The following is a 19,007-nucleotide window of genomic DNA, read 5'->3' as shown; positions in this document are numbered from 1 at the left end:
TCACATGGAGCGGGAGGGTGACGGCCACGCGGCAGGCGAGCGCTAGAATGTTCGCTCTATCGAACATTCGGGCGCTCGACGCCAATTGAGGAAGGATCTCCCCCTGCCCTCCGCACCCCGGGCGCCGCGCCGACACCGCATTCGCCGCCGCGCCGATATGCCGATGCTCGGCGGGGTGCGCCCGCCGACAGCCTCACTCGTCGTACTCCTCCTGGTGGTCGCCGCCCTGACCGTGATCGGTCTCGGCGGTCTCCACACCGCGGGTCTCCCGCAGGCCGTGCTGGACGAGGAGCAGCAGATCGCCGCGGACAGCGCGCAGTCCCTGCGCACCGCGATCGACAGCGAGGCGAGCACGGTCCGCCGTACCGCGAGCGGGTACCCGGCGACGGGCGCCTCGACACCTGCCACCACGCTCAAGGGGCTGACCTCCGGGCGGAAGGCGTTCCTCGGCGGCGCGCTGCTCGACCGGCGCACCGGCCGACTGCTGGCGACCGGCGGCGGGGCGGTGCCACTGGCCGGGGTGGACGCCGCCAGGACGGCGTCCGGGGCACGGGCGGTCCCGCCCCGGCTGGTGACGTCGGGCGGTGCCCGGCACCTGCTGTACTTCGCCGGGATCACGCTGCCCGCACGGCAGGAGGACCCCGACCAGGACCAGTACCAGGCCCCGGACCGGCCCGAGCGGCAGTGGCTGCTGGTGGTCTCCGAGGCGCTCCCGTCCCTCGCCGCGTACGGCGACGGACGCACCGTCGAGGTGCTGGACGCCGGCGGCACGGCACTCGCCACCGCGGTCCATGGCAAGGCGTCGTCGGCAGCCGCCCACCGCCGCCTGTCCGCGGCGGCGGTCCGCGCGGCGCAGGGGTCCGGGGCCGGCACCGACGCCTCCGGAAGCCTGCTGGGCGACACCACCGGCAGTCGGCGCACCGTGGCCGGCTGGGCCCAGGTCGCCTCGGCGACCGGTACGGGCGACACCGGCGACCTGGGTCTGGTGGTACTGACCTCCCGCGCGGTGCCCGCCACGACCACCACGGTCGACTACTCGGGCTTCGCGCTCAAGGCCGCCGGAGCGCTGGCCGCAGTCGCGCTGCTGCTCGGGCTGGCGCTGTACTTCTCCGTGCAGCGGCCCCTGCTGCGGCTGTATCTGTCCGCCGGCCGCCTGGCCCGGGGCGCGACCGGGGACGGGCCGACCGCGTGGGCGGAGCTGTCCCGGCCCGTTCCGGTGCACGGCTTCGGGGAACTGGCCCGGATCGGGCGGGCACTGGACACACTGCGCCGGCAACTGCTCGGCGAGACCGGTCCGCAGGAGTCCCCGGCCCGGCGCGGACCGGGCTACCGGGCGCTGGCCGTGGTCGGCATGGTCGTGGTGAGCTGCTGGGCGCTGCCGATGATCTTTCTGCTGAACCGGGCGGACGCCGCGACCGCGGTTCCGGCTCCGGTCCTCGCCGACCAGCAGGCACGCACCGAGATCGCGGCGAACCGGCTCCGGCAGTCCCTCGACCAGTCGTACACCGATCTGGGGGCCGTGGCCGCAAGCCTGCCGGGCCAGAGCCGGGCCGCCCAGACCGAGGCCCTGCGGCGCTCCCTCGCCGACCACAGGCAGTACCGCTCGCTGTATCTCCTGGACCGCTCCGGCGGCATCACGCTGAGGGTGGGCGGTACCCCGCTGCGCACCCGTGTCCACGTGCCCGTCGGCGGCGGGATCACCACCGTCAACACCTCCGGCCGGATCCCGGCGATCGCCGCCTACGCCCAGGTCCGGGCCGTCAAGGGCAAGGCCGGGGCCGCCGGGGTGGTCCTGTTCGGCGAGATCGACGTGAAGGCGCTCAACTCCGTCCTGCCCAGGCCGAAGCTGGGCAGCGTCTGGGTGACGGACGGCGAGGAGAGGGTGCTGGCGTCAAGCGTGGGCTACCTCGCCTTCCAGTCGCTGCCCGACTCCGGCCTGACCCGTCTCGCCCGCGCCACCCAGAGCGCCCCGGGGACCGCGGGCACCGCCACCTCGGCGGTGCACCTCACCTCCTCCGGCCCCTCGGTCGACGCCGCCGCGCCGCTGGCACAGAGCGGTCCCACGGCCCGCCTCGGCTGGCACGTGGTGACCGCGGAGCCCGCGGCAGCGCTCCAGCTCCCCGCGATGCAGGCCGAGCAGCGCACCATGCTCGGCGGCATCCTGGGCCTCGCCATGGGCGCGGCCTGTCTGGGCTGGCTCCATGTCGTGGTGATCCGGCCGCTGCGCGCGGTCGCCGTACTCGTCGAGCGGCTCGCCGGCGGAGACCGCCGCACCGTGTTGCATCCGGTCAACCACGACGAGATCGGCTCCGTCACCCGCAGCCTGGAGCTGATCCGCCAGGCGCTGGCGGAACGCGACCGGGCGGCCAGATCCGGCCCCGCCGCCGGGTCGTCCCGGCCCCTGCGCGAGAACACCCTCCAGCGGTAGAAGGACGGAATCGACTTGCTCTTCCTCTATGTCATCGTCCTGCTGTGCTGCGCCGGGCTGTGGATCGCCGGAATCCTGGAGCAGCGGCGGCACTTCGCCTCGCTGGAGCAGATACCGACGCGGGTGCTGGTCAACGGCATCCGCGGCAAGAGTTCGATCACCCGGCTGTGCGCGGGCGCGCTGCGCGGGGGCGGTCTGGTCACGGTGGCCAAGACGACCGGCACCGCCGCCCGGTTCATCCATCCGGATGCCACCGAGGAACCGGTGTACCGCAAGTTCGGCATCTCCAACATCGTCGAGCAGATCGGCATCGTACGGCGGGCGGCGACCTACCGGCCGGACGCGCTGGTCATCGAGTGCATGGCGGTGATGCCGGCGCTTCAGGAGACCAATCAGGAGAAGCTGATCCGTTCCACGATCGGTGTGCTCTGCAATGTCCGTGAGGACCATCTGGAGGAGATGGGGCCCACGCTGGACGACGTCGCCCGCTCGCTCTCCCGCTCGATGCCGGTGGGTGGGGTGTGCGTGACGGCGGAGAAGGACCGGCTGCACATCCTCCAGGAGGAGGCCGACAAGCGGAACTGCCGTCTGATCTCGGTCGATCCGGAGTCGGTGACCGACGCCGAACTGCGCGGTTTCAGCTGGTTCACCTTCAAGGAGAACGTGGCGATCGCACTCGCCGTCGCCGAACTGCTCGGCGTGGAGCGGCAGACCGCGATGCAGGGCATGTGGGACGCGCCGCCCGACCCGGGCGTGCTGTCGGTGGAGCGCTACGTCACCCCCGAGGGCAAGAAGCTGCGGTTCGCCAATGTCTTCGCGGCCAACGATCCCGAGTCGACGCTGATGAACGTGAAGCAGCTGGAGGATCTGGGCGCGATCAGGCGACCGATCAGTGTGGTCATCAACTGCCGCCCGGACCGGGTGGAGCGCAACGGCCAGATGGGCGCCATCGTTCCCGACCTCGCCGCCGAGACGGTGTTCCTGATCGGCCATCCGACCAAGAGCAGCCGCGATGCGATTCCGGAAGGCTTCACCGGGCGAGTGGTGGATCTCGGCGGTGACCGCCGGGATCCCGAGGAGCTGACCGCGGCGATGCTCGCGGAACTCGGCCCGTCCTCCTCGCTGGTGGCGATCGGCAACATCCACGGTCAGGGCGAACTGTTCCTGGAATGCCTCGCCGAGCTGCCGCTGGACGACTCCGAGAACCCGTTCGACGCCGTTCCCGACGGCGACGGCCTGGACCAGGAGACCGTGCAGATCGCCCTGCCCCGGCCGCGGGTCTCGGTGGCCCGGCCGCCCGAGCCGGAGCCGTACAGCTGGGTGGCACCGCTGGAGACACCGACGTACGCCCTGCGCATCCCCGAACAACGCGACCTGGCCCGCCGGTTCGCCGCCCGCCACGGCCGGTCCGGCGACCAGGGCACCGAAGAGGACTCGCACCACCCCCGCGACCCGCACCACCCGCACGACCCGCATCACCCCGACGACCCGCACCGCTCCTCCAACCGGCACCACTCCTACGATCCGCCCCAGTCCACGAGGAACCCGTGATCCCCGCCGAGCTCAACGCACAGACCGCCGCACTCGGGATCGCCCTCGGGCTGGTCTTCTCGCTCGTCTGTTACCTGACCACCAACCTCTCCCCCGGGGGAATGATCACCCCGGGCTGGATCGCCCTCACACTCGTCACCGACGTGCGGATGGCCGGGCTGATGGTCGCTGTGGCGGCGGCCACGTATTTCATGACGAAGCTGCTGCAGCGCACGGTGATTCTCTACGGCAAGCGGCTGTTCGCCGCCGTGGTGCTGTGCGCGGTGGTGATACAGACCACCGTGATGCTCGCCCTCAGCCACGAGTTCCCGCTGCTGTACACGTCACAGACCCTTGGCTTCATCGTCCCCGGACTGGTCTCCTACCAGATGGTCCGGCAGCCCATGGCGGCCACGGTCATCTCGACCACGGCGGTGACGCTGGCCACGTACGTGGTGCTGGTCTCCGGCCTGTTGATGGGCGCGCTGCCCACCGGCTGACCTGCCCACTCCTCTCTCACCTCACACTCGCAGGAGGATCGGCCATGCACTCCAACCCCGTCGGCAGACGCGGCGGACCCACTCGCCGCGCCGTGCTCGCAACGATCGCGGGCGTCGCGGCCGCCGGGGCGGCGGGCGGATACGCCTGGGACCACCACCGGCAGGGCGGCGACGACCACGGTGGTGCGGCCGCCGGCGCGGCGGGCACCGGCCCGAGCGCCCGGGCCACCGGCGCCCTCACCTTCGAGCGGCTGTCCGCCCCCGCCCGCACCGTGGTCCGTGCCGCCGACGGCGGCACGCTCGCCACGTTCACCGACGGAACACGTACGGCCGTACTCACCGGGCCCACCCGCAGCTTCAGCGAGCCGCGGACCACCGAGGCCAAGGTGACCACGGACGCCTGGGTGCGGCTGCTGCCGCACGCGTGGCGGCGGGGCATGGAGAAGTCCGCCTCGTTCAAGAGCTGGTTCCACAAGGCGCTGGGTGACACCAGCCCGGACGTCTTCGCGGTGGCGTTCCAGTACAGCAGCGCCGGGGCGCCCGACAAGCACAACGCCGCCGGCGTGCGCTACGCGGGCACCGCCCATTTCGGCCCGCGCAACACCGCGGTCGGCAACCCGCTGGACTTCGCCTACCACGACGAACAGTCCGACTTCTACGACTACCTGGGCCTGCCCTGGACCTTCCCGGACGGCACGCGCGTGCAGCCGGAGAAGGCCCGCTACGGCGACGTCGACTGCTCCGGTTTCCAGCGACTGGTGTGGGGCTACCGGATGGGCATTCCCCTGCACAACACCAACACCAAGGGCGCCGGCCTGCCGCGCCGCGCGTTCGCCATCGCCGCCGACGGTCCCGGCCGTCCGGTGATCCCGCACACGGGCACGCGGCAGGCCACCGACCTGAGCGTCCTGCAACCCGGGGACCTGGTCTTCTTCGCCATCATCAAGGGCCGGCCGGACTTCATCGACCACTGCGGCATGTACATGGGCCTCGACGACCAGGGCAGGCACCGCTTCTACTCCAGCCGCTCCGCCGCCAACGGCCCGACCATGGGCGACATGTCGGGGCACGCCCTGCTGGACGGCACCGACTTCTACGCCCGCGGCTTCCGGGCGGCCCGCCGCCTGTGATCCCGCGGCCCCGATCCCGCCGCCTCACCTGACCTGCCGATACGAGGACCACTGTCATGACCGCCATCCCCGCCACCCGGCCCACCGGAGCACACCGAGGCCGCCGGCAGCCCGGCCGCCGCTCCGGCCTGCCGGACGACGCCCCGCGCTGGGAACGTCCGGCGCTCGCCGCGGTGCTGGTCCTCGCCACGGTGCTGTACTCCTGGGGGATCGGGCACGCCGCACTCCACCCCTTCTACGGTGCGGCGATACGGTCGATGGCCGGCAGCTGGCGGGCCTTCTTCTTCGGCGGGCTCGACGCGAGCGGTTCGATCAGCATCGACAAGCTGCCCGGCGCCTTCTGGCCCGACGCCGTCTCCGTCTGGCTCTTCGGCCCGCACACCTGGGCAGCGGCGCTTCCGCAGGTCGTCGAAGGCGTGCTCACCGTATGGCTGCTGCACCGGATCGTACGGGCCTGGGCCGGTCCGTTCGCCGCGCTGATCGCCGCGCTGACGCTCACCCTCACCCCAGTCACCGTGGCGCTCAACCGTGCCACCATCCCGGACACCGCGCTCACCCTGCTGCTGGTGGCGGCCGCCGGAGCGCTGCAGAAGGCGGTGCGCACCGAGCGGCTGCTGCCCCTGATCACCTGCGGGATCTGGGTCGGGCTCGCCTTCCAGACGAAGATGCTGCAGGCGTGGCTGGTGCTGCCGGTCTTCGCCGCGGTCTACCAACTCGCCGGGCCCGGAACCCGGTCGAACCGGGCCCTGCGCGTCCTGCTGGCCGGTGCGGTCGCCCTCGCGGTCTCCTGCTCCTGGGTGCTGATCGCCTGGGCGACACCGGCCGCGAGCCGCCCGTACCTCGACGGAACGTCCGACAACGATCCGTTCGCCCTGGTCTTCGGCTACAACGGCCTGAGCCGTTTCAGCAGCGACTCCACCGCCTTCGGCGCCGTCGCGGGCACCGCCGCCAGCCGCACCACCGGCAACACGGGCTGGGACATGCTGATCAACCACACCGTCGGCCCCCAGGTCGGCTGGTTCCTGCCGCTCGCCGTGCTCGCCGCGGTCCTGGGCCTCGTCTGGCGCGCCGGGCAACCGCGAACCGACCCGCTGCGCCAGGGCTTCGTGCTGTGGGGTGGCTGGCTGGCCGTGCACGCCCTCGTGTTCGGCGCCTCCAACGGCAACCACGCCTACTACACGGCCGTCATCGCCCCCGCGCTCGCCGCGCTGACCGGCGGCGGGCTCGCGATCTTCCGAGCGGAGTACGAGGCGAAGCACGAGCCGCAGCCGGCGGCCGATGGCGAAGCGGAGCCGGACGTGCCGCACGAGGCGGGCGGCCGGCGGCACCTGGCGCTCCCGGCGGGGATCGTCCTGACGGCGGTGTGGGCGCTGGTGCTCGACTGGCCCACCCGATTCGTCTCATGGCTGCTGCCGGTCGCCGTGATGCTCGCGCTGCTCGGCGTGGTGGGCCTGTGGAGCCGCGGTCCGCGCACCTCCCCGCGGATGACGCACGCCGCCCTCGCCGCCGGAATCGCGGCCACCCTGGTCGTACCGGCCGGCTGGGCCGTCTCCGGCCTCGACCCGCTCTACGCGGGCGCCGCCACCTCGCCGATGGCCGGTCCGGTCGGCAAGTCGTACTACGAGCATCCCCGCCACGCTCCGCGCAGGAGAGGGCTCGGCCGGCCCAGCGCCCGCGACACCGCCCTGCTCGACTACCTCACCACGCACCGCCGCGGCGAGAAGTACCTGCTCGCGACCCAGGCCGCCTACACGGCCGAGCCGTTGCTGCGCGCGACGTCCGAGCCCATGCTCGTCATGGGCGGCTTCACGGGCGGCACGCCCTTCCCCACCGCCCAGCAGCTCGGCAGCCTCGTCGCCACCCACCAGGTGCGCTATGCGCTGCTCACCACCCAGCGCCCCACCACTCCCGCCACCACCTGGGTGACGTCGCACTGCGCCCACGTCCGGCCCACCGCCTACCTGCGCCACGCCGACGGCAGCTTCGCCCTCTACGACTGCGGCAACCCCCCGCACCGGCCTTGACCTGAAGTGCGCTTCAAGCTGAAGACTCCCGGAACACCAGCCGTGAACCGGGAGGATGACCATGAAGTACCGCACGATCGGCTCCGACCCCGCCACCCGCCGCGAGGTGAGCGTGCTCGCGCTCGGGGCGATGCTGATGGGGTCCCGTACCGATGAGCGCACCTCTTTCGCCGTGCTCGACCGCTATGTGGAGGCGGGCGGGAACTTCATCGACACGTCGGACAACTACGCGTTCTGGGAGGACGGCGGCCAGGGCGGGCAGAGCGAGGAACTGCTCGGGCGCTGGCGGCGCAGCCGGGGCATCGGGAACGAGGTGGTGATCGCCACCAAGCTCGGTGCCCGGCCGCTCGTCCCGGGCGCCGGCTTCGTCGACCGTCCGGAGGGGCTGTCGGCGAAGGTGATCCGGGAGGCCGCCGAGCGCAGCCGGGAGCGGCTCGGGGTGGAGCGGCTCGACCTGTTGTACGCCCACATAGAGGACCGCACCGTCCCGCTCGGCGAGACGGTGGAGGGGTTCGCCGCCCTCGTCGCCGAGGGCACCGTGGGGCTGCTGGGCGTCAGCAACCACGCCGTCTGGCGGGTGGAGCGCGCCCGCGCCCTGGCCGCGGCGGCGGGGCTGCCCGGCTACGAGGTGCTGCAGTACCAGCACAGCCATCTGCGCCCCCGCACGGACCTGCCGAGCGGGCTGTTCCCGGACGGCAGCCTCGGCGGCGCCGACGCCCAGCTGCTCAGCTATCTGCGGGCGGAGCCCGGGCTGACCCTGGTGGCCTACTCGCCGCTCCTCGCCGGCGCCTACACCCGCGACGACAAGCCCCTGCCGCCCGACTACGACCACCCCGGCACCCGGGCCCGGCTCGCGGTGCTGCGCGAGGTGGCCCGGGAGACGGGGGCGAGCGTCAACCAGGTGGTGCTGGCCTGGCAGATCGGCGGGGAGCTGCCCGTGATCCCGCTGGCGGGCGCCTCCTCGGTGGCCCAGCTGGAGGAGAACCTGGCCGCCGTCGACCTGGAGCTGACCGGGGACCAGCGGGCCCGCCTGGACGCCGCGCACTGAGCGGAGCACGCGGCGCCGGGCGTCAGCCCCGGGCACCCCGGTGGGGCTCCCGCACCACGGCGACGTCACCGGGCGCCACGGTGACCGTGGCGGTCGCCGGCCGGCCGGTGAGCAGTTCCGTGGCGCCGGGCGCCACCGGCAGCTCGGCGCCCCGGCCGCCGTGGTCGATCAGGAACACGTAGTCGGCGTCCGGGCCGCGCCGGCGGACCACCTCGACACCCGGCGGCGCGTCGCGCACCGGCTCCGCACCCGCCTCGGCGCGGACCCGGTCCAGCAGCGCCCGCAGGGTGGCCGGGTCGGGCAGCGTGGCCAGGTACCAGGCGGCGCCGGTGCCGTACGCGCGGCGGGTCACCGCGGGGACACCGGCGAGGGGGCCGTCCGTGTACGACGCGATCTCCTCGGCGCCCGCCAGGCGCAGCCGCTCCGACCACAGGGTGCCGGTGGCGCCCCGCGGCACCTCGCCGGTCAGGCCGACCCGTTCGCCGGGCAGCAGCGGGAACGGCTCGTCCGAGCGCACGCCCAGCACCTCGCGGAACGCGCCCGGGTAACCGCCCAGCCGGACATGGCAGTGGTCGTCCACCGCCCCGCTGTGGAAGCCGACCACCAGGGTGCCGCCGTGTTCCGCGTAGGCGGCGAGGTTCGCCGCGCCGGCGTCGTCCACCAGGTACAGGCTGGGCACCAGGACGGCCTTGTACGCCGTGAGGTCCGCGCCGGGGCGGACGAAGTCCACGGCCACCGAGGCCCGCCACAGCGGCTCGTACCAGGCGCGGACGAGGTCCTGGTGGCGCAGCTCGCCGTTCGGCTGGGAGGGCAGCTCCAGCGCCCAGCGGGCGGGCCAGTCCCAGACGACGGCCACCTCGGCCGTGCCAAAGCTGCCCCGCACCTGAGCCAGCGCCTTCAGGTCGGCGCCCAGCCGCACCACGTCCTGCCAGATCCGGCTGTCGGTCCCGGCGTGCGGCAGCATCGCCGAGTGCCACTGCTCGGCGCCCGCCCTGGCCGCCCGCCACTGGAAGAAGGCGACGCCGTCCGCGCCGCGCGCCACGTGGGCGAGCGCGTTGCGGCGCAACTGGCCGGGGGACTTCGCCCGGTTGACGGGCTGCCAGTTCACCGCGCCGGTGGAGTGCTCCATCAGCAGCCACGGCCCGCCCGCGAGCGAGCGGGTCAGGTCGCCGCTGAGCGCTAGGTCGATCTCCGGCTCCGGGTCGGTCGACATCAGGTAGTGGTCGTTGGAGACGACGTCCAGCTCCGGCGCCCAGCGCCAGTAGTCCAGCGCGTCGAAGACGGGCAGCACCATGAAGTTGGTGGTGGCCGGGATCCGGGGTGCCGCCCGGCGCAGCACGTCGCGTTCCGCCGTGCACAGCGACAGCAGCGCGTCCGAGCAGAAGCGCCGCCAGTCCAGCTGGTGCGTCGGGTTGGGCACGGCACCGGTGGCGCGGGGCGGCGGGATCTCCTCCCAGTCGCCGTACCGCTGGCTCCAGAAGGCGGTGCCCCAGGCGTGGTTGAGCGCGCCGAGGTCGTCGCCGTACCGGGTGCGCAGCCAGCGGCGGAACGCGGCCGCGCTGGTGTCGCAGTAGCAGGCGGCGTTGTGGCAGCCGTACTCGTTGTGCACGTGCCACAGGGCGACCGCCGGGTGGCTCGCGTACCGCTCGGCCAGCGCGCCCGTGATCCGCAGCGCGGCCTCGCGGTAGGCGGGGCTGGACGGGCAGAACGTCTGGCGGCTGCCGAAGGACAGGGTGCGGCCGTCGCGGTCGGCGGGGAGGGCCTCGGGGTGGGCGCGGAAGAACCAGGCGGGCGGGGCGGCCGTCGGGGTGGCGAGGCCGGCGGCGATGCCGTTGTCGTGCAGCAGCCCGAGGACCTTGTCCAGGTGGGTGAAGTCGTAGCGGCCCTCGGCGGGTTCCAGCAGGGCCCAGGAGAAGATGCCGACGCTGACCAGGTTCACCCCGGCCTCGCGCATCAGGCGCATGTCCTCCTCCCACACCTCCTCCGGCCACTGCTCGGGGTTGTAGTCGCCGCCGTAGGCGAGGCCGGGCAGGCTCAGGGCGGGCTTCACCGGGCGGCTCCCGTCAGCAGCCGGCGGGTCGTGTCCACGCCCCAGGCGTCGAGCGAGAGCAGGCGGTCGCTGGAGGCGACCAGGCCGCCGGTGGCCTCCACGTGGGCGGCCCAGCGCTCCCGGGTCTCGACGGCCGGGCGGGCCATCAGGCAGTCCGGGTCGTTGATCCACAGCCGGCCGTGCTGCCACTGCCGGGCGGCGCCGGTGAACTCGGCCGCGTCCTGGCCGGGCTGGCTGTAGTCGCCGGCCTCGGGGCGGCGGTGCGGCGCGGTGTCGGGGCTGACCCGCATCGCGTCGAACAGGCCGATGGAGGGCAGGAGGGGCGCGCCGCAGCCCAGCAGATAGGCGTCGGCCCCGATCGCCTCGCGGATCAGTGTGATCCCGGCGCGGTAGGCGGTGAGGGCGTCGGTGTCCTCGTGGCGTACGCCGTCCAGGGCGCCCGCGTAGAGGAAGTCGGTCTTGAAGTAGTCGTAGCCCTCGGCGCGCAGGGTCGTGAAGACCCGCGTCAGGTACTCCGCCGCCCCGGGGTGGGTGGTGTCCAGGACGTACAGGTCCGTGTTCCAGTTGTGGCCCGCGTGCACGGGGGCGCCGCCGGCGTCGCGGACCAGCCAGTCGGGGTGGGCGGCGGCGGTCGCGCTGTCCGGGGCGACCAGGAAGGGCGCCGTCCAGATGCCGGCGCGGCGGCCGCGGGACCGGACGGCGTCGGCGAGGCCGGCGCGGGAGCGGAACCGGCCGGAGAGGGTGAGCCAGTCGCCGAGGGCGCTCTGGTGGCCGTCGTCGATCTGGACGACGTCCACGGGCAGGCCGAGGGCGTGCATCGCGCGCAGGTTCTCGTGGATGTCGTCCTCGGTGACGGCCGTGAAGTACTCGTACCAGGAGCACCAGACCGTCGGCGCCGGGCGCGGGGCGGGCAGTGCGCGGGCGTCGGCCCAGCTCGCCAGCGCCGGGCCGATGCCGGTGGCGGTCCACTCCTCCACCGGGCCGTCGGCGCTGACCTCGGCGTGGCCGTCCGTGACGGTCAGCCGGACGGACGGAACGTGGTGGAGGGGGTCGGCGGCGGCCCACAGCCGGGCCGGGGAGCCGTCCCCGGGGTCGAGCGCCAGCAGGCCCTCGCCCTGGAAGGTGCCGGCGGGCACGGCGCGGCCGGGGCGGTAGCAGACGGTGGCCCAGTTGTCGTTCACCGGGCGGTGGGGGGCCGCGTCGAGGGCGTAGGCGCCGCTGGGGCTCCACGACTGCCAGCCCTCCTCGTGGACCCGGGCGGTGCGCGGGTCCACGGGCACCGAGGCCACGGGGGTGAAGGGATTCTGCACGGGGTTCTCTTTCGACTGAGCCGGATCAGCCCTTGGCGGAGCCCAGGGTCAGACCGCTGACGAACTGGCGCTGGAGCACGAAGTAGACGACGAGTGTGGGTACGGCGGTGAGCAGGGCGCCCGCGGCGACCAGGTTGGGGTCGGTGAAGTACTGGCCGGAGAGGTTGTTCAGGGCGGAGGTGATCGGCATGTTCTCGCCGGTCGAGATGAGCACCAGGGCCCAGAAGAAGTCGTTGTAGATCCAGATGGACAGCAGGGTGGCCAGCGCCGCCATCGCCGGCTTGCACAGCGGCAGCGTGATCTGCCAGTACAGCCGCCACACCGAGGCGCCGTCGACGAGCGCGGCCTCGGTCAGTTCGTGCGGCAGCGACCGCATGTAGTTGCTCAGTACGAACGCGCAGAAACCGGACTGGAACGCGATGTGGATGAGGACCAGGCCGAGCGCGGAGTCGTACAGCTTGCCGCTGACCGTGATGCCGGGCAGGTCGGTGAGCAGGTACATCCGGTACAGCGGGGTGATGATGACCTGCTGCGGGAGCAGGTTGCCGGCCGTGAACACCAGCAGCAGGAACAGGTTGACGCGGAAGTCGAAGCGGCTGACGTAGAAGGCGACCATCGACGACAGCAACAGCGTCAGCAGCACGGCCGGCACGGCGATGAGCAGCGTGTTGCCGAAGTAGTGCGCCATGTCCGACTGCGTGAAGGCGTTGGTGAAGTTGTCCGGACTGAGTCTGTCCGGCCAGGACACGTACCCCTTGGTGCTGGTCTCGCTGTACGGGCGCAGGGCCGAGAAGACGGCCCACAGCAGCGGGGCGAGCCAGGCCAGTGCCGTACCGGCGAGGAAGACGTGCAGCAGGACGCGGGCGGGGCGGACCGGGGTGCGCCGCCTGAGCGCGCCGGCCGCGGCGGTGGGGGCGCTCACGATCGCCGCTCCTTCCGGAAGGTGGCCACCAGATACGGGATGATCACCACGAGGGAGATCACCAGCAGGACGACGGCGATCGCCGATCCGTAGCCGATGCGGCTGGACTCGCCGATGATGTTGTTGGTCACCAGGATCGACAGCAACTCCGTGCCCTGGGCGCCCTTGTTGAAGACGAAGACCAGGTCGAAGGCGCGCAGGGCCTCGATGATGGTGACGACCAGGACGACGGTGTTGGTGGGCCGCAGCGTCGGGAAGATCACGCCGCGGAAGGTCTGCCACTCGTCGGCGCCGTCCAGCGCGGCCGCCTCGCGCAGTGACGGGTCGACGCTCTTCAGACCGGCCAGGTACAGGATCATCATGTAGCCGGTGTGCCGCCAGGACGCGGCGACCAGGACCGCCCACAGGTTCAGGTCGGGATCGCCGATCCAGTCGATGTAGTGGCCGGGCTCGTTGGCGCCGATGATGCTGTTGATCAGGCCCGTGTCCGGGTTGTACACCAGCTGCCAGACGAATCCGATGCACGCCATCGAGATGACGACCGGCAGGAAGAACGCGGTCTGGTAGACCCGGCTGAACCGGATGCGCTTGTCCAGCTGGAGGGCGAGGAACAGCCCGAACGGCGTCGGGACCAGGATCAGTACGACGAACCAGATCACGTTGTGCTGGACGGCGGGCCAGAACTGCGGGTTGTCGCTGAACAGCTGGCGGAAGTTGTCCAGGCCCACCCAGCGGATCGAGTCGAACCCGATGCCGTCCCAGGTCGTGAAGGCGAGGGCGACGGAGGCCAGGGCGGTGACCCAGACCAGGACGACGTGCAGGGCCGTGGGCACGCCCGCCATGAGGCCGAGCGTGATCCGGTCGCGGCGGGTCAGCAGGCGCCGGTGGCCCTGGACGACCCGCCTCTTCCCGGGTGCGGCGCCCGGGGGCGGCACGGTGACCGCCTCCGGGGGCGTGGTGGTCGTGTCGGTGCTCATGCGGAGGCGAAGATCGTCTTCTTCTGGCGCTCGATCGACGCCAGCAGGCCGTCCACGCCCTTGGGGTTCTGGACGAACTTCTGCAGGGCGGGCTGCATCACCGTGGAGGTGAAGTCCGGCCGGCTGTCGCGGTCCATGAACTGGGTGAGGCTCTTGGCCCCGCTGATCATCGCGTACGCCTTCTTCTGCAGCGCCGTGTACGACGAGGTGTCGGCCTTCCCGGAGGCGGCCACCACGCTGGAGTCGGCCTTGAGGTAGATCTGCTCGGCCTCCGGCGTGCCCAGGTACTCCAGCAGCTTCACCACGCCCGCGTGGTTCTTCGGGGCCTTGCTGACCATGAAGCCGTCGGTCGGCGCCTCCACGGTGTCCTGGCCGTAGGCGGAGTTGATCTCCGGGAACGGGAAGAAGTCGAGGTCGTCCAGGTCGGCCTTGTCGGTGAACTGCTGCCCCACGAAGCTGCCCAGGAGGTACATGCCCGCCTTCTTGGCCACCAGGGTCTGCGCGGCGTCCTGCCAGGTGCGGCCCATGGCGCCGTCCTGGTGGTAGGGCAGCAGCTCGCTCCAGTGGTCGAAGACGGCCTTGACCTTGGCGTCGGTCCACGAGGCCTTGCCGGCCATGAGCTGGACGTGGAAGTCGTAGCCGTTGAGCCGGAAGTTGATCTGGTCGAAGGTGCCCATCGCCGGCCAGGCGTCCTTGTCGCCGAAGGCGATCGGGACCAGGTTGTCCTTCTTCATCCGCTTGCACAGCGCCACCAGTTGGTCCCAGGTGGTGGGAACCTCGTAGCCGTGCTGCTCGAAGACGCTTTTGCGGTAGAACACCGCCCACGGGTAGGTGTACAGCGGCAGGAAGTAGAACTTGCCGTCCTCGCCCTTGCTGAGTTTCCGCATCGCCTCGGGGAAGTTGCCGCCGATCTTCTGCCAGACGTCGTCGATCGGCGTGGCGAGCTTCTTCGCCGCGAAGAACTGCATGCGGTATCCCGCGAACCAGTTGAACACGTCGTCCGGCGTGCCCTGGAGGTAGGAGTTGATCTGCTCCTGGAAGGTGTTGTGGTCCTTGGTGTTCACGTCGACCGTGATGCCGGACGTCTTCCTGAAGGACGCGTAGATCTCGGCGAACGCCTTCTTGGGTACGGCGTCGGACGCGTTGGAGCCCAGGGTGACGGTCTTCGGGTCGGACGCCGAACCGCTGCCGCCGCAGCCGGACAGCAGGGGTATCCCGGCACCCGCCAGGACGGCGGCGCCGCCGGCGCCGCGCAGCAGCGAACGGCGGCTGGGGCCCGGGAGGGCGAGACCGGAGGGGGAGTGGCGCATGGCGGCTCCTGAGGAAAACAGGGCTCGGTCAAGGGGATGAGCCGGTATTCCGAAAGGTCTCGAAACCGATCAGAAACCAACTCGACCGAACATCGTGGGCGTAATGACAGCGACGTCCCGGTCATGCGTCAATACCTCGTGCAACGGGTGCCGGTCTCTTGTCCGAAACGTAATCGACCCGGCCACCTGCCCCTTCGACGAACGGGAACCGCCGGAGTCCGGCGGGCGTTGGAGAGGGTGACGGGGAGTGACCCGTCGTGAGGACGGGAGGACGCATGTCGCACACGCAGCACGCCGAGACCGCGCCGGACAGCCCTGAGGCCGCCCTGCGGCGAGCCCGTTTCGGCACCCTTCCCGAGCGGATACGCCCGCAGGACACCGTGGAGACGAGCCCGGCGACCCGGCCGGACCCGGCGCGCGACCGCTACCACGCGGACGAGTGGCTGGTGCGCTACTGCGGCTGACCGCCGCTGACCGGGACGCCGCGCGCGACCGGGCGGGCGGCGCCGACGCGGGACGGACGCGGGGTGCTCACGCGTCCGTGCGGCACCGGGGGCGCGTCCGGCCGCCGCCGGCCCGCCGCCCCCAACCGGCTCACAGATTGATCGCGTAAGCCTTGCGCAGCGTCTCGTGCACGGTCCACGTCGTCCGGTCGCCCGCACGCAGGACGGCCATGTCCCCCGGGCCGACCGTCAGCGTCGGCCCGCCCTCGACCTCGATGGTCGCCGACCCGCTGATCACCACGAACAGCTCGTCGGCCTCGGTGTCGGTGACGACCCCGGGCGTGATCTGCCAGACGCCCCGCAGCTGCCGGCCGTCCGCCGACTCCCAGACCACCTTCCCGGTCACCTCGGGGGTGCCGGAGACGATCCGCTCCGGGTCGAGGGGTTCCGGCTCGAGGTCGGCGTCGGGGATGTGGAGCGCGAAGCTGTGGGTCATGCGCCGACCCTAGCGAGCCGCCGCCGCACGCCGCCGCCGACAGTGTGTGGGGCATCGGGCCCGGCGGGCGGACACTTCGTCGCGGCGCACGGCGGCGGGCCGGCTGGCGTGGCCGCCCGGGCCGGGTGATCGTGGAGGGCATGGGTGACTCCACGGCCGAGCGCATGGGCGACTCCGCGGCGGCCGTCGGCGAGCCGCGCCCGCGGCACGACACGCGCGAGGCGCTCCTCTTCGGCGGGGTCTACGGCGCCGTCCTGGCCAGCTCGCTGGTCGCCGCGCTCACCCAGTACGGCCACAGCTCCACCGCGAGCCGCCGCTACGACGCCCTCTGGCTGGTGGTGACCGCCCTCGCCTCCGCACTCGCCCACGGCTACGCGCACTACATCGCCGAGCGGACGCCGCACGGCCGCTGGGAGGTCCTGCGCGCCCTGGTCCAGGAGTGGCCGCTGGTCGCGGCCGTCCTGCCGACCGTGCTGCTGCTCGCCGGGGCCGGGTGGGGCTGGTGGCCGGCGAACGGCGTCGAGTACCCGGCGTTCGGCCTGAACATCGCCATTCTGTTCACCCTGGGCCTGGTCACCGCCCGGGCCGCGGCGCGCACCTGGCCGGCCGCCCTGCTCATCGGCGCGGTGGACGCGCTGCTCGGGGTGGTCGTGGTGGTGGCGAACGCGCTCATCAAGTAGGCGCGCGGCAGCCGGCCCCCCGCCCCACCCCGCCGTCGGTCCGCCCCCGCCCCGCCGCCGGTCCCGCCGCTGTCTCGGCGGCCGCGGCACCCGTGCGCGTACGGTAGGGTTGACCTGCGCGATCACGCGGGAGACACCGCGTGGCACCGCACCGGGACGTGGCGCAGCTTGGTAGCGCACTTGACTGGGGGTCAAGGGGTCGCAGGTTCAAATCCTGTCGTCCCGACGGTGCGAGGGGCCGTCACAGACGCGAGTCTGTGACGGCCCTTTCGCGTTCCGAGTGCTGCGTTCCGAGTGCCCACTTCCCGGCCTCCGGGACGTCGGGACGTCGGGCGTCCGCGGCGCCGGGGATCAGTCGACGTTGCTCGGCTCGCCGCCCGGGGTCTTTCCGGCGAGTACGTCCTGCAGCCGCTGGGCGCCGTTGCTCACCGCCAGGTTCGTGCTGCTGTGATCGGCGCCGCTGGTACCGCCGTTGGTGACCGCGGCCCCTGAGGCGCCGACCCGCAGCACCGCGACGTCCAGGGTGAGCGTGACCGGCTGGCCGTTCGTCGAGCCCTGCACCGTGACCGTCACTCCCTGCCGGGCGTCACCCGCCTCGGGCAGCGAGGCCGCGACCACCTGCACGGTCCGCTTGCCGCCGTTCGCGTCGTCCGAGTTGTCCGAACTGTCCACCGTGAACTGGTCGCACTCCTGCGGCAGCCTCTTGAGCCAGTCCAGGGTCTTGTTCAGCGAGGCCTGGCCGTAGTCGCCGACCTGGTACAGCAGCCGGGAGTCCTGCTGGGTGAATCCGGTGAGCGCCGACGCCCCGGTGGCGCGGCCCAGCAGGGTGTCCGAGTAGAGGCTGTCCATGAGCTTCTGGCAGTCGGCCGCGGTCGACTTGCCGTTGACGAACGCGGCGACGTCGACCTTGCCGACGAGCAGTTTGTCGCTCCAGGTCGACGCGTCGTCCACCTGCGTCCAGTCCTCCTCGATGTCTCCTTCGGTGATCAGGGCCGCCTTCGCACCGGGCCCGGTCAGCAGCGGGGTGGCGGACGGCGACGGGGACCGCTCGGCGGCGGGTGAGACGGAGGCCGCGGTGCCGGAGGAGCCGCCGCCGTCCGCACAGGCAGCCGTGGCCAGCAGGGCCCCCGCCGTCAGGGTGCCGGCGAGCAGACGCACGGGACGGTACGGACGCTTCATGGCGACTGCCTCCTCGGGAGCGCGGAACCTGCTCCCACGCCACCACCGGCCCCGGTGACCGGCCAGCCGCACCGGGCCGTCCGGGTGACGCGCGCCGACCGGTTCCCGCGGGCCGTCCGGGTGACGCGCGCCGACCGGTTCCGGCGGGCCGTCCGGGTGATGCCGGGCTCGCACCGGTGGAGTCCGGCCGCGGGTTCACCGGGCGGGGCCGCCCTTCCCGTCCGGCGGCCCGGACCCGCGGCGGCGCGGACGCCGGAGCGGACGCGGCGGCAGGTGCCGGTGCAGCCACAGGCGGACCCGGTGCGCGGGAGGCCCGCGCCGCCCGGCCCCGCCCGGCGCCGACACGTCGACCCGCCGGCTTCCACAGCGGGGGCACACCGCGTCGGCCAGCGGCGAGCGCACCGCCCGGCCCGCCTCGTCGACGTACTCCTGGGCACCGGCGCCCGTCGGTTCGGCCGGGTCGGTGAAGAACATGAGCCGGAAGTCGGCCCGCCAGACGTGCCCGCAGGCGTCACAGGCGAAGGCGAAGGTCTCCGTCACGGCGGCGGGAACGGACGCGCCGGGCGAGTCGTCGTCGTCCCGTCCCATGGCATCCGGCTCCTCCCGCGCCCGCGCACCGCCCTGCGGCGCGCCCCGCGCTTCCCCTCGGTGCGTCCGGCTCCGCCTCCCGCGCACCCCGTCCGCTCTCCAGCGCACCGCGCCGCCCGCCGCACGGCAACCCGGGCGGGCCCGCACCCGGAACTCCCGCCGGGATCGCGCATCCGGGTGTCCTCACCGTGGACGCCCCCTTGACGCCGTGCCGGGGCGGATCGACACTCCAGAGGGAATCCTAGTGAACGGGTAGGGAAACAATGGGGCGCCTCGAGACGGTCACCGGCCGGGCCGGTCGTACGCCGTGGCGCGCTCCCCTCCTCACCTCCCGCCGCCACATCGACCTGCTGCGGGTGTGCAGCTCCCTCAGCCGCCGCGGCTGAGCCGCG

Annotated in this window: 17 protein-coding genes and 1 tRNA gene; 10 read left to right on the top strand and 8 right to left on the bottom strand. The window is 72.7% G+C overall.

The window, feature by feature from the left end:
• The first annotated feature begins 175 nt into the window (after positions 1–175).
• From ACZ6CZ_RS22105 to ACZ6CZ_RS22080, 6 genes are all read left to right on the top strand, one after another.
• Entirely contained in the window at positions 176–2,428 is a 2,253-nt protein-coding gene (locus ACZ6CZ_RS22105) for a HAMP domain-containing protein (RefSeq protein WP_469023727.1), read from the top strand.
• A 15-nt stretch (positions 2,429–2,443) separates the two neighbouring features.
• The gene (gene pgsB / locus ACZ6CZ_RS22100; RefSeq protein ID WP_469023725.1) at positions 2,444–3,979 is read left to right on the top strand and encodes a poly-gamma-glutamate synthase PgsB; all 1,536 of its coding nucleotides are present in this window, start codon (positions 2,444–2,446) and stop codon (positions 3,977–3,979) included.
• Positions 3,976–4,458: a poly-gamma-glutamate biosynthesis protein PgsC/CapC gene (locus tag ACZ6CZ_RS22095; protein ID WP_469023722.1), complete on the top strand. Its 483-nt coding sequence runs from the start codon at positions 3,976–3,978 to the stop codon at positions 4,456–4,458. The genes pgsB and ACZ6CZ_RS22095 overlap by 4 nt, the downstream gene beginning before the upstream one ends.
• A gap of 44 nt (positions 4,459–4,502) precedes the next feature.
• Positions 4,503–5,588, top strand: a complete 1,086-nt coding sequence (locus ACZ6CZ_RS22090) for an NlpC/P60 family protein (RefSeq protein ID WP_469023719.1) — start codon at positions 4,503–4,505, stop codon at positions 5,586–5,588.
• Between the two features lie 56 nt (positions 5,589–5,644).
• Positions 5,645–7,612, top strand: a complete 1,968-nt coding sequence (locus ACZ6CZ_RS22085; protein WP_469023717.1) for an ArnT family glycosyltransferase — start codon at positions 5,645–5,647, stop codon at positions 7,610–7,612.
• A gap of 61 nt (positions 7,613–7,673) precedes the next feature.
• Positions 7,674–8,660, top strand: coding sequence for an aldo/keto reductase (locus tag ACZ6CZ_RS22080; RefSeq protein ID WP_469023715.1), 987 nt, complete (start codon positions 7,674–7,676; stop codon positions 8,658–8,660).
• Positions 8,661–8,682: 22 nt separating this feature from the next.
• Here ACZ6CZ_RS22080 and ACZ6CZ_RS22075 read toward each other — a convergent pair whose 3' ends face one another.
• The 5 genes from ACZ6CZ_RS22075 to ACZ6CZ_RS22055 are packed head-to-tail and all read right to left on the bottom strand — an operon-like array spanning position 8,683 to position 15,229.
• Complete coding sequence (locus ACZ6CZ_RS22075; RefSeq protein WP_469023712.1) at positions 8,683–10,710, bottom strand: beta-galactosidase; 2,028 nt, start codon at positions 10,708–10,710, stop codon at positions 8,683–8,685.
• A complete protein-coding gene (locus tag ACZ6CZ_RS22070; RefSeq protein ID WP_469023709.1) occupies positions 10,707–12,020 on the bottom strand; it encodes a glycoside hydrolase family 36 protein in 1,314 nt (437 codons plus the stop codon). The genes ACZ6CZ_RS22075 and ACZ6CZ_RS22070 overlap by 4 nt, the downstream gene beginning before the upstream one ends.
• A gap of 25 nt (positions 12,021–12,045) precedes the next feature.
• Positions 12,046–12,942, bottom strand: coding sequence for a carbohydrate ABC transporter permease (locus ACZ6CZ_RS22065; protein WP_469023707.1), 897 nt, complete (start codon positions 12,940–12,942; stop codon positions 12,046–12,048).
• Entirely contained in the window at positions 12,939–13,919 is a 981-nt protein-coding gene (locus tag ACZ6CZ_RS22060) for a carbohydrate ABC transporter permease (protein WP_469023705.1), read from the bottom strand. The genes ACZ6CZ_RS22065 and ACZ6CZ_RS22060 overlap by 4 nt, the downstream gene beginning before the upstream one ends.
• Positions 13,916–15,229, bottom strand: coding sequence for an ABC transporter substrate-binding protein (locus ACZ6CZ_RS22055; RefSeq protein WP_469023702.1), 1,314 nt, complete (start codon positions 15,227–15,229; stop codon positions 13,916–13,918). Before ACZ6CZ_RS22055 ends, ACZ6CZ_RS22060 begins: the two co-directional genes overlap by 4 nt.
• 275 nt (positions 15,230–15,504) lie before the next feature.
• Between ACZ6CZ_RS22055 and ACZ6CZ_RS22050 the strand changes: the two genes are divergently transcribed.
• On the top strand, positions 15,505–15,693 hold the full coding sequence (locus ACZ6CZ_RS22050; protein WP_469023700.1) for a hypothetical protein: 189 nt from the start codon (positions 15,505–15,507) through the stop codon (positions 15,691–15,693).
• 130 nt (positions 15,694–15,823) lie between these two features.
• Here ACZ6CZ_RS22050 and ACZ6CZ_RS22045 read toward each other — a convergent pair whose 3' ends face one another.
• Positions 15,824–16,168, bottom strand: coding sequence for a cupin domain-containing protein (locus tag ACZ6CZ_RS22045; protein WP_469023697.1), 345 nt, complete (start codon positions 16,166–16,168; stop codon positions 15,824–15,826).
• A 140-nt stretch (positions 16,169–16,308) separates the two neighbouring features.
• On the opposite strand from ACZ6CZ_RS22045, the gene ACZ6CZ_RS22040 reads away from it, so the two are divergent.
• Positions 16,309–16,848, top strand: coding sequence for a hypothetical protein (locus ACZ6CZ_RS22040; RefSeq protein WP_469023694.1), 540 nt, complete (start codon positions 16,309–16,311; stop codon positions 16,846–16,848).
• Positions 16,849–17,000: 152 nt separating this feature from the next.
• A tRNA-Pro gene (locus tag ACZ6CZ_RS22035) sits at positions 17,001–17,074 on the top strand.
• A gap of 125 nt (positions 17,075–17,199) precedes the next feature.
• On the opposite strand, the gene ACZ6CZ_RS22030 is transcribed toward ACZ6CZ_RS22035, so the two are convergent.
• Both ACZ6CZ_RS22030 and ACZ6CZ_RS22025 read right to left on the bottom strand, forming a co-directional pair.
• Positions 17,200–18,027: a hypothetical protein gene (locus ACZ6CZ_RS22030; RefSeq protein ID WP_469023692.1), complete on the bottom strand. Its 828-nt coding sequence runs from the start codon at positions 18,025–18,027 to the stop codon at positions 17,200–17,202.
• Positions 18,028–18,222: 195 nt separating this feature from the next.
• Positions 18,223–18,615, bottom strand: a complete 393-nt coding sequence (locus ACZ6CZ_RS22025) for a hypothetical protein (RefSeq protein ID WP_469023689.1) — start codon at positions 18,613–18,615, stop codon at positions 18,223–18,225.
• Positions 18,616–18,878: 263 nt separating this feature from the next.
• Between ACZ6CZ_RS22025 and ACZ6CZ_RS22020 the strand changes: the two genes are divergently transcribed.
• On the top strand, positions 18,879–19,001 hold the full coding sequence (locus tag ACZ6CZ_RS22020; protein ID WP_469023687.1) for a putative leader peptide: 123 nt from the start codon (positions 18,879–18,881) through the stop codon (positions 18,999–19,001).
• The last annotated feature ends 6 nt before the right edge of the window (positions 19,002–19,007 follow it).

The organism is Streptomyces sp. NPDC041135, from assembly GCF_055592085.1.
The sequence above is the reverse complement of the archived record's forward strand: the minus strand, read 5'-3'. Positions and strand labels throughout refer to the sequence as shown.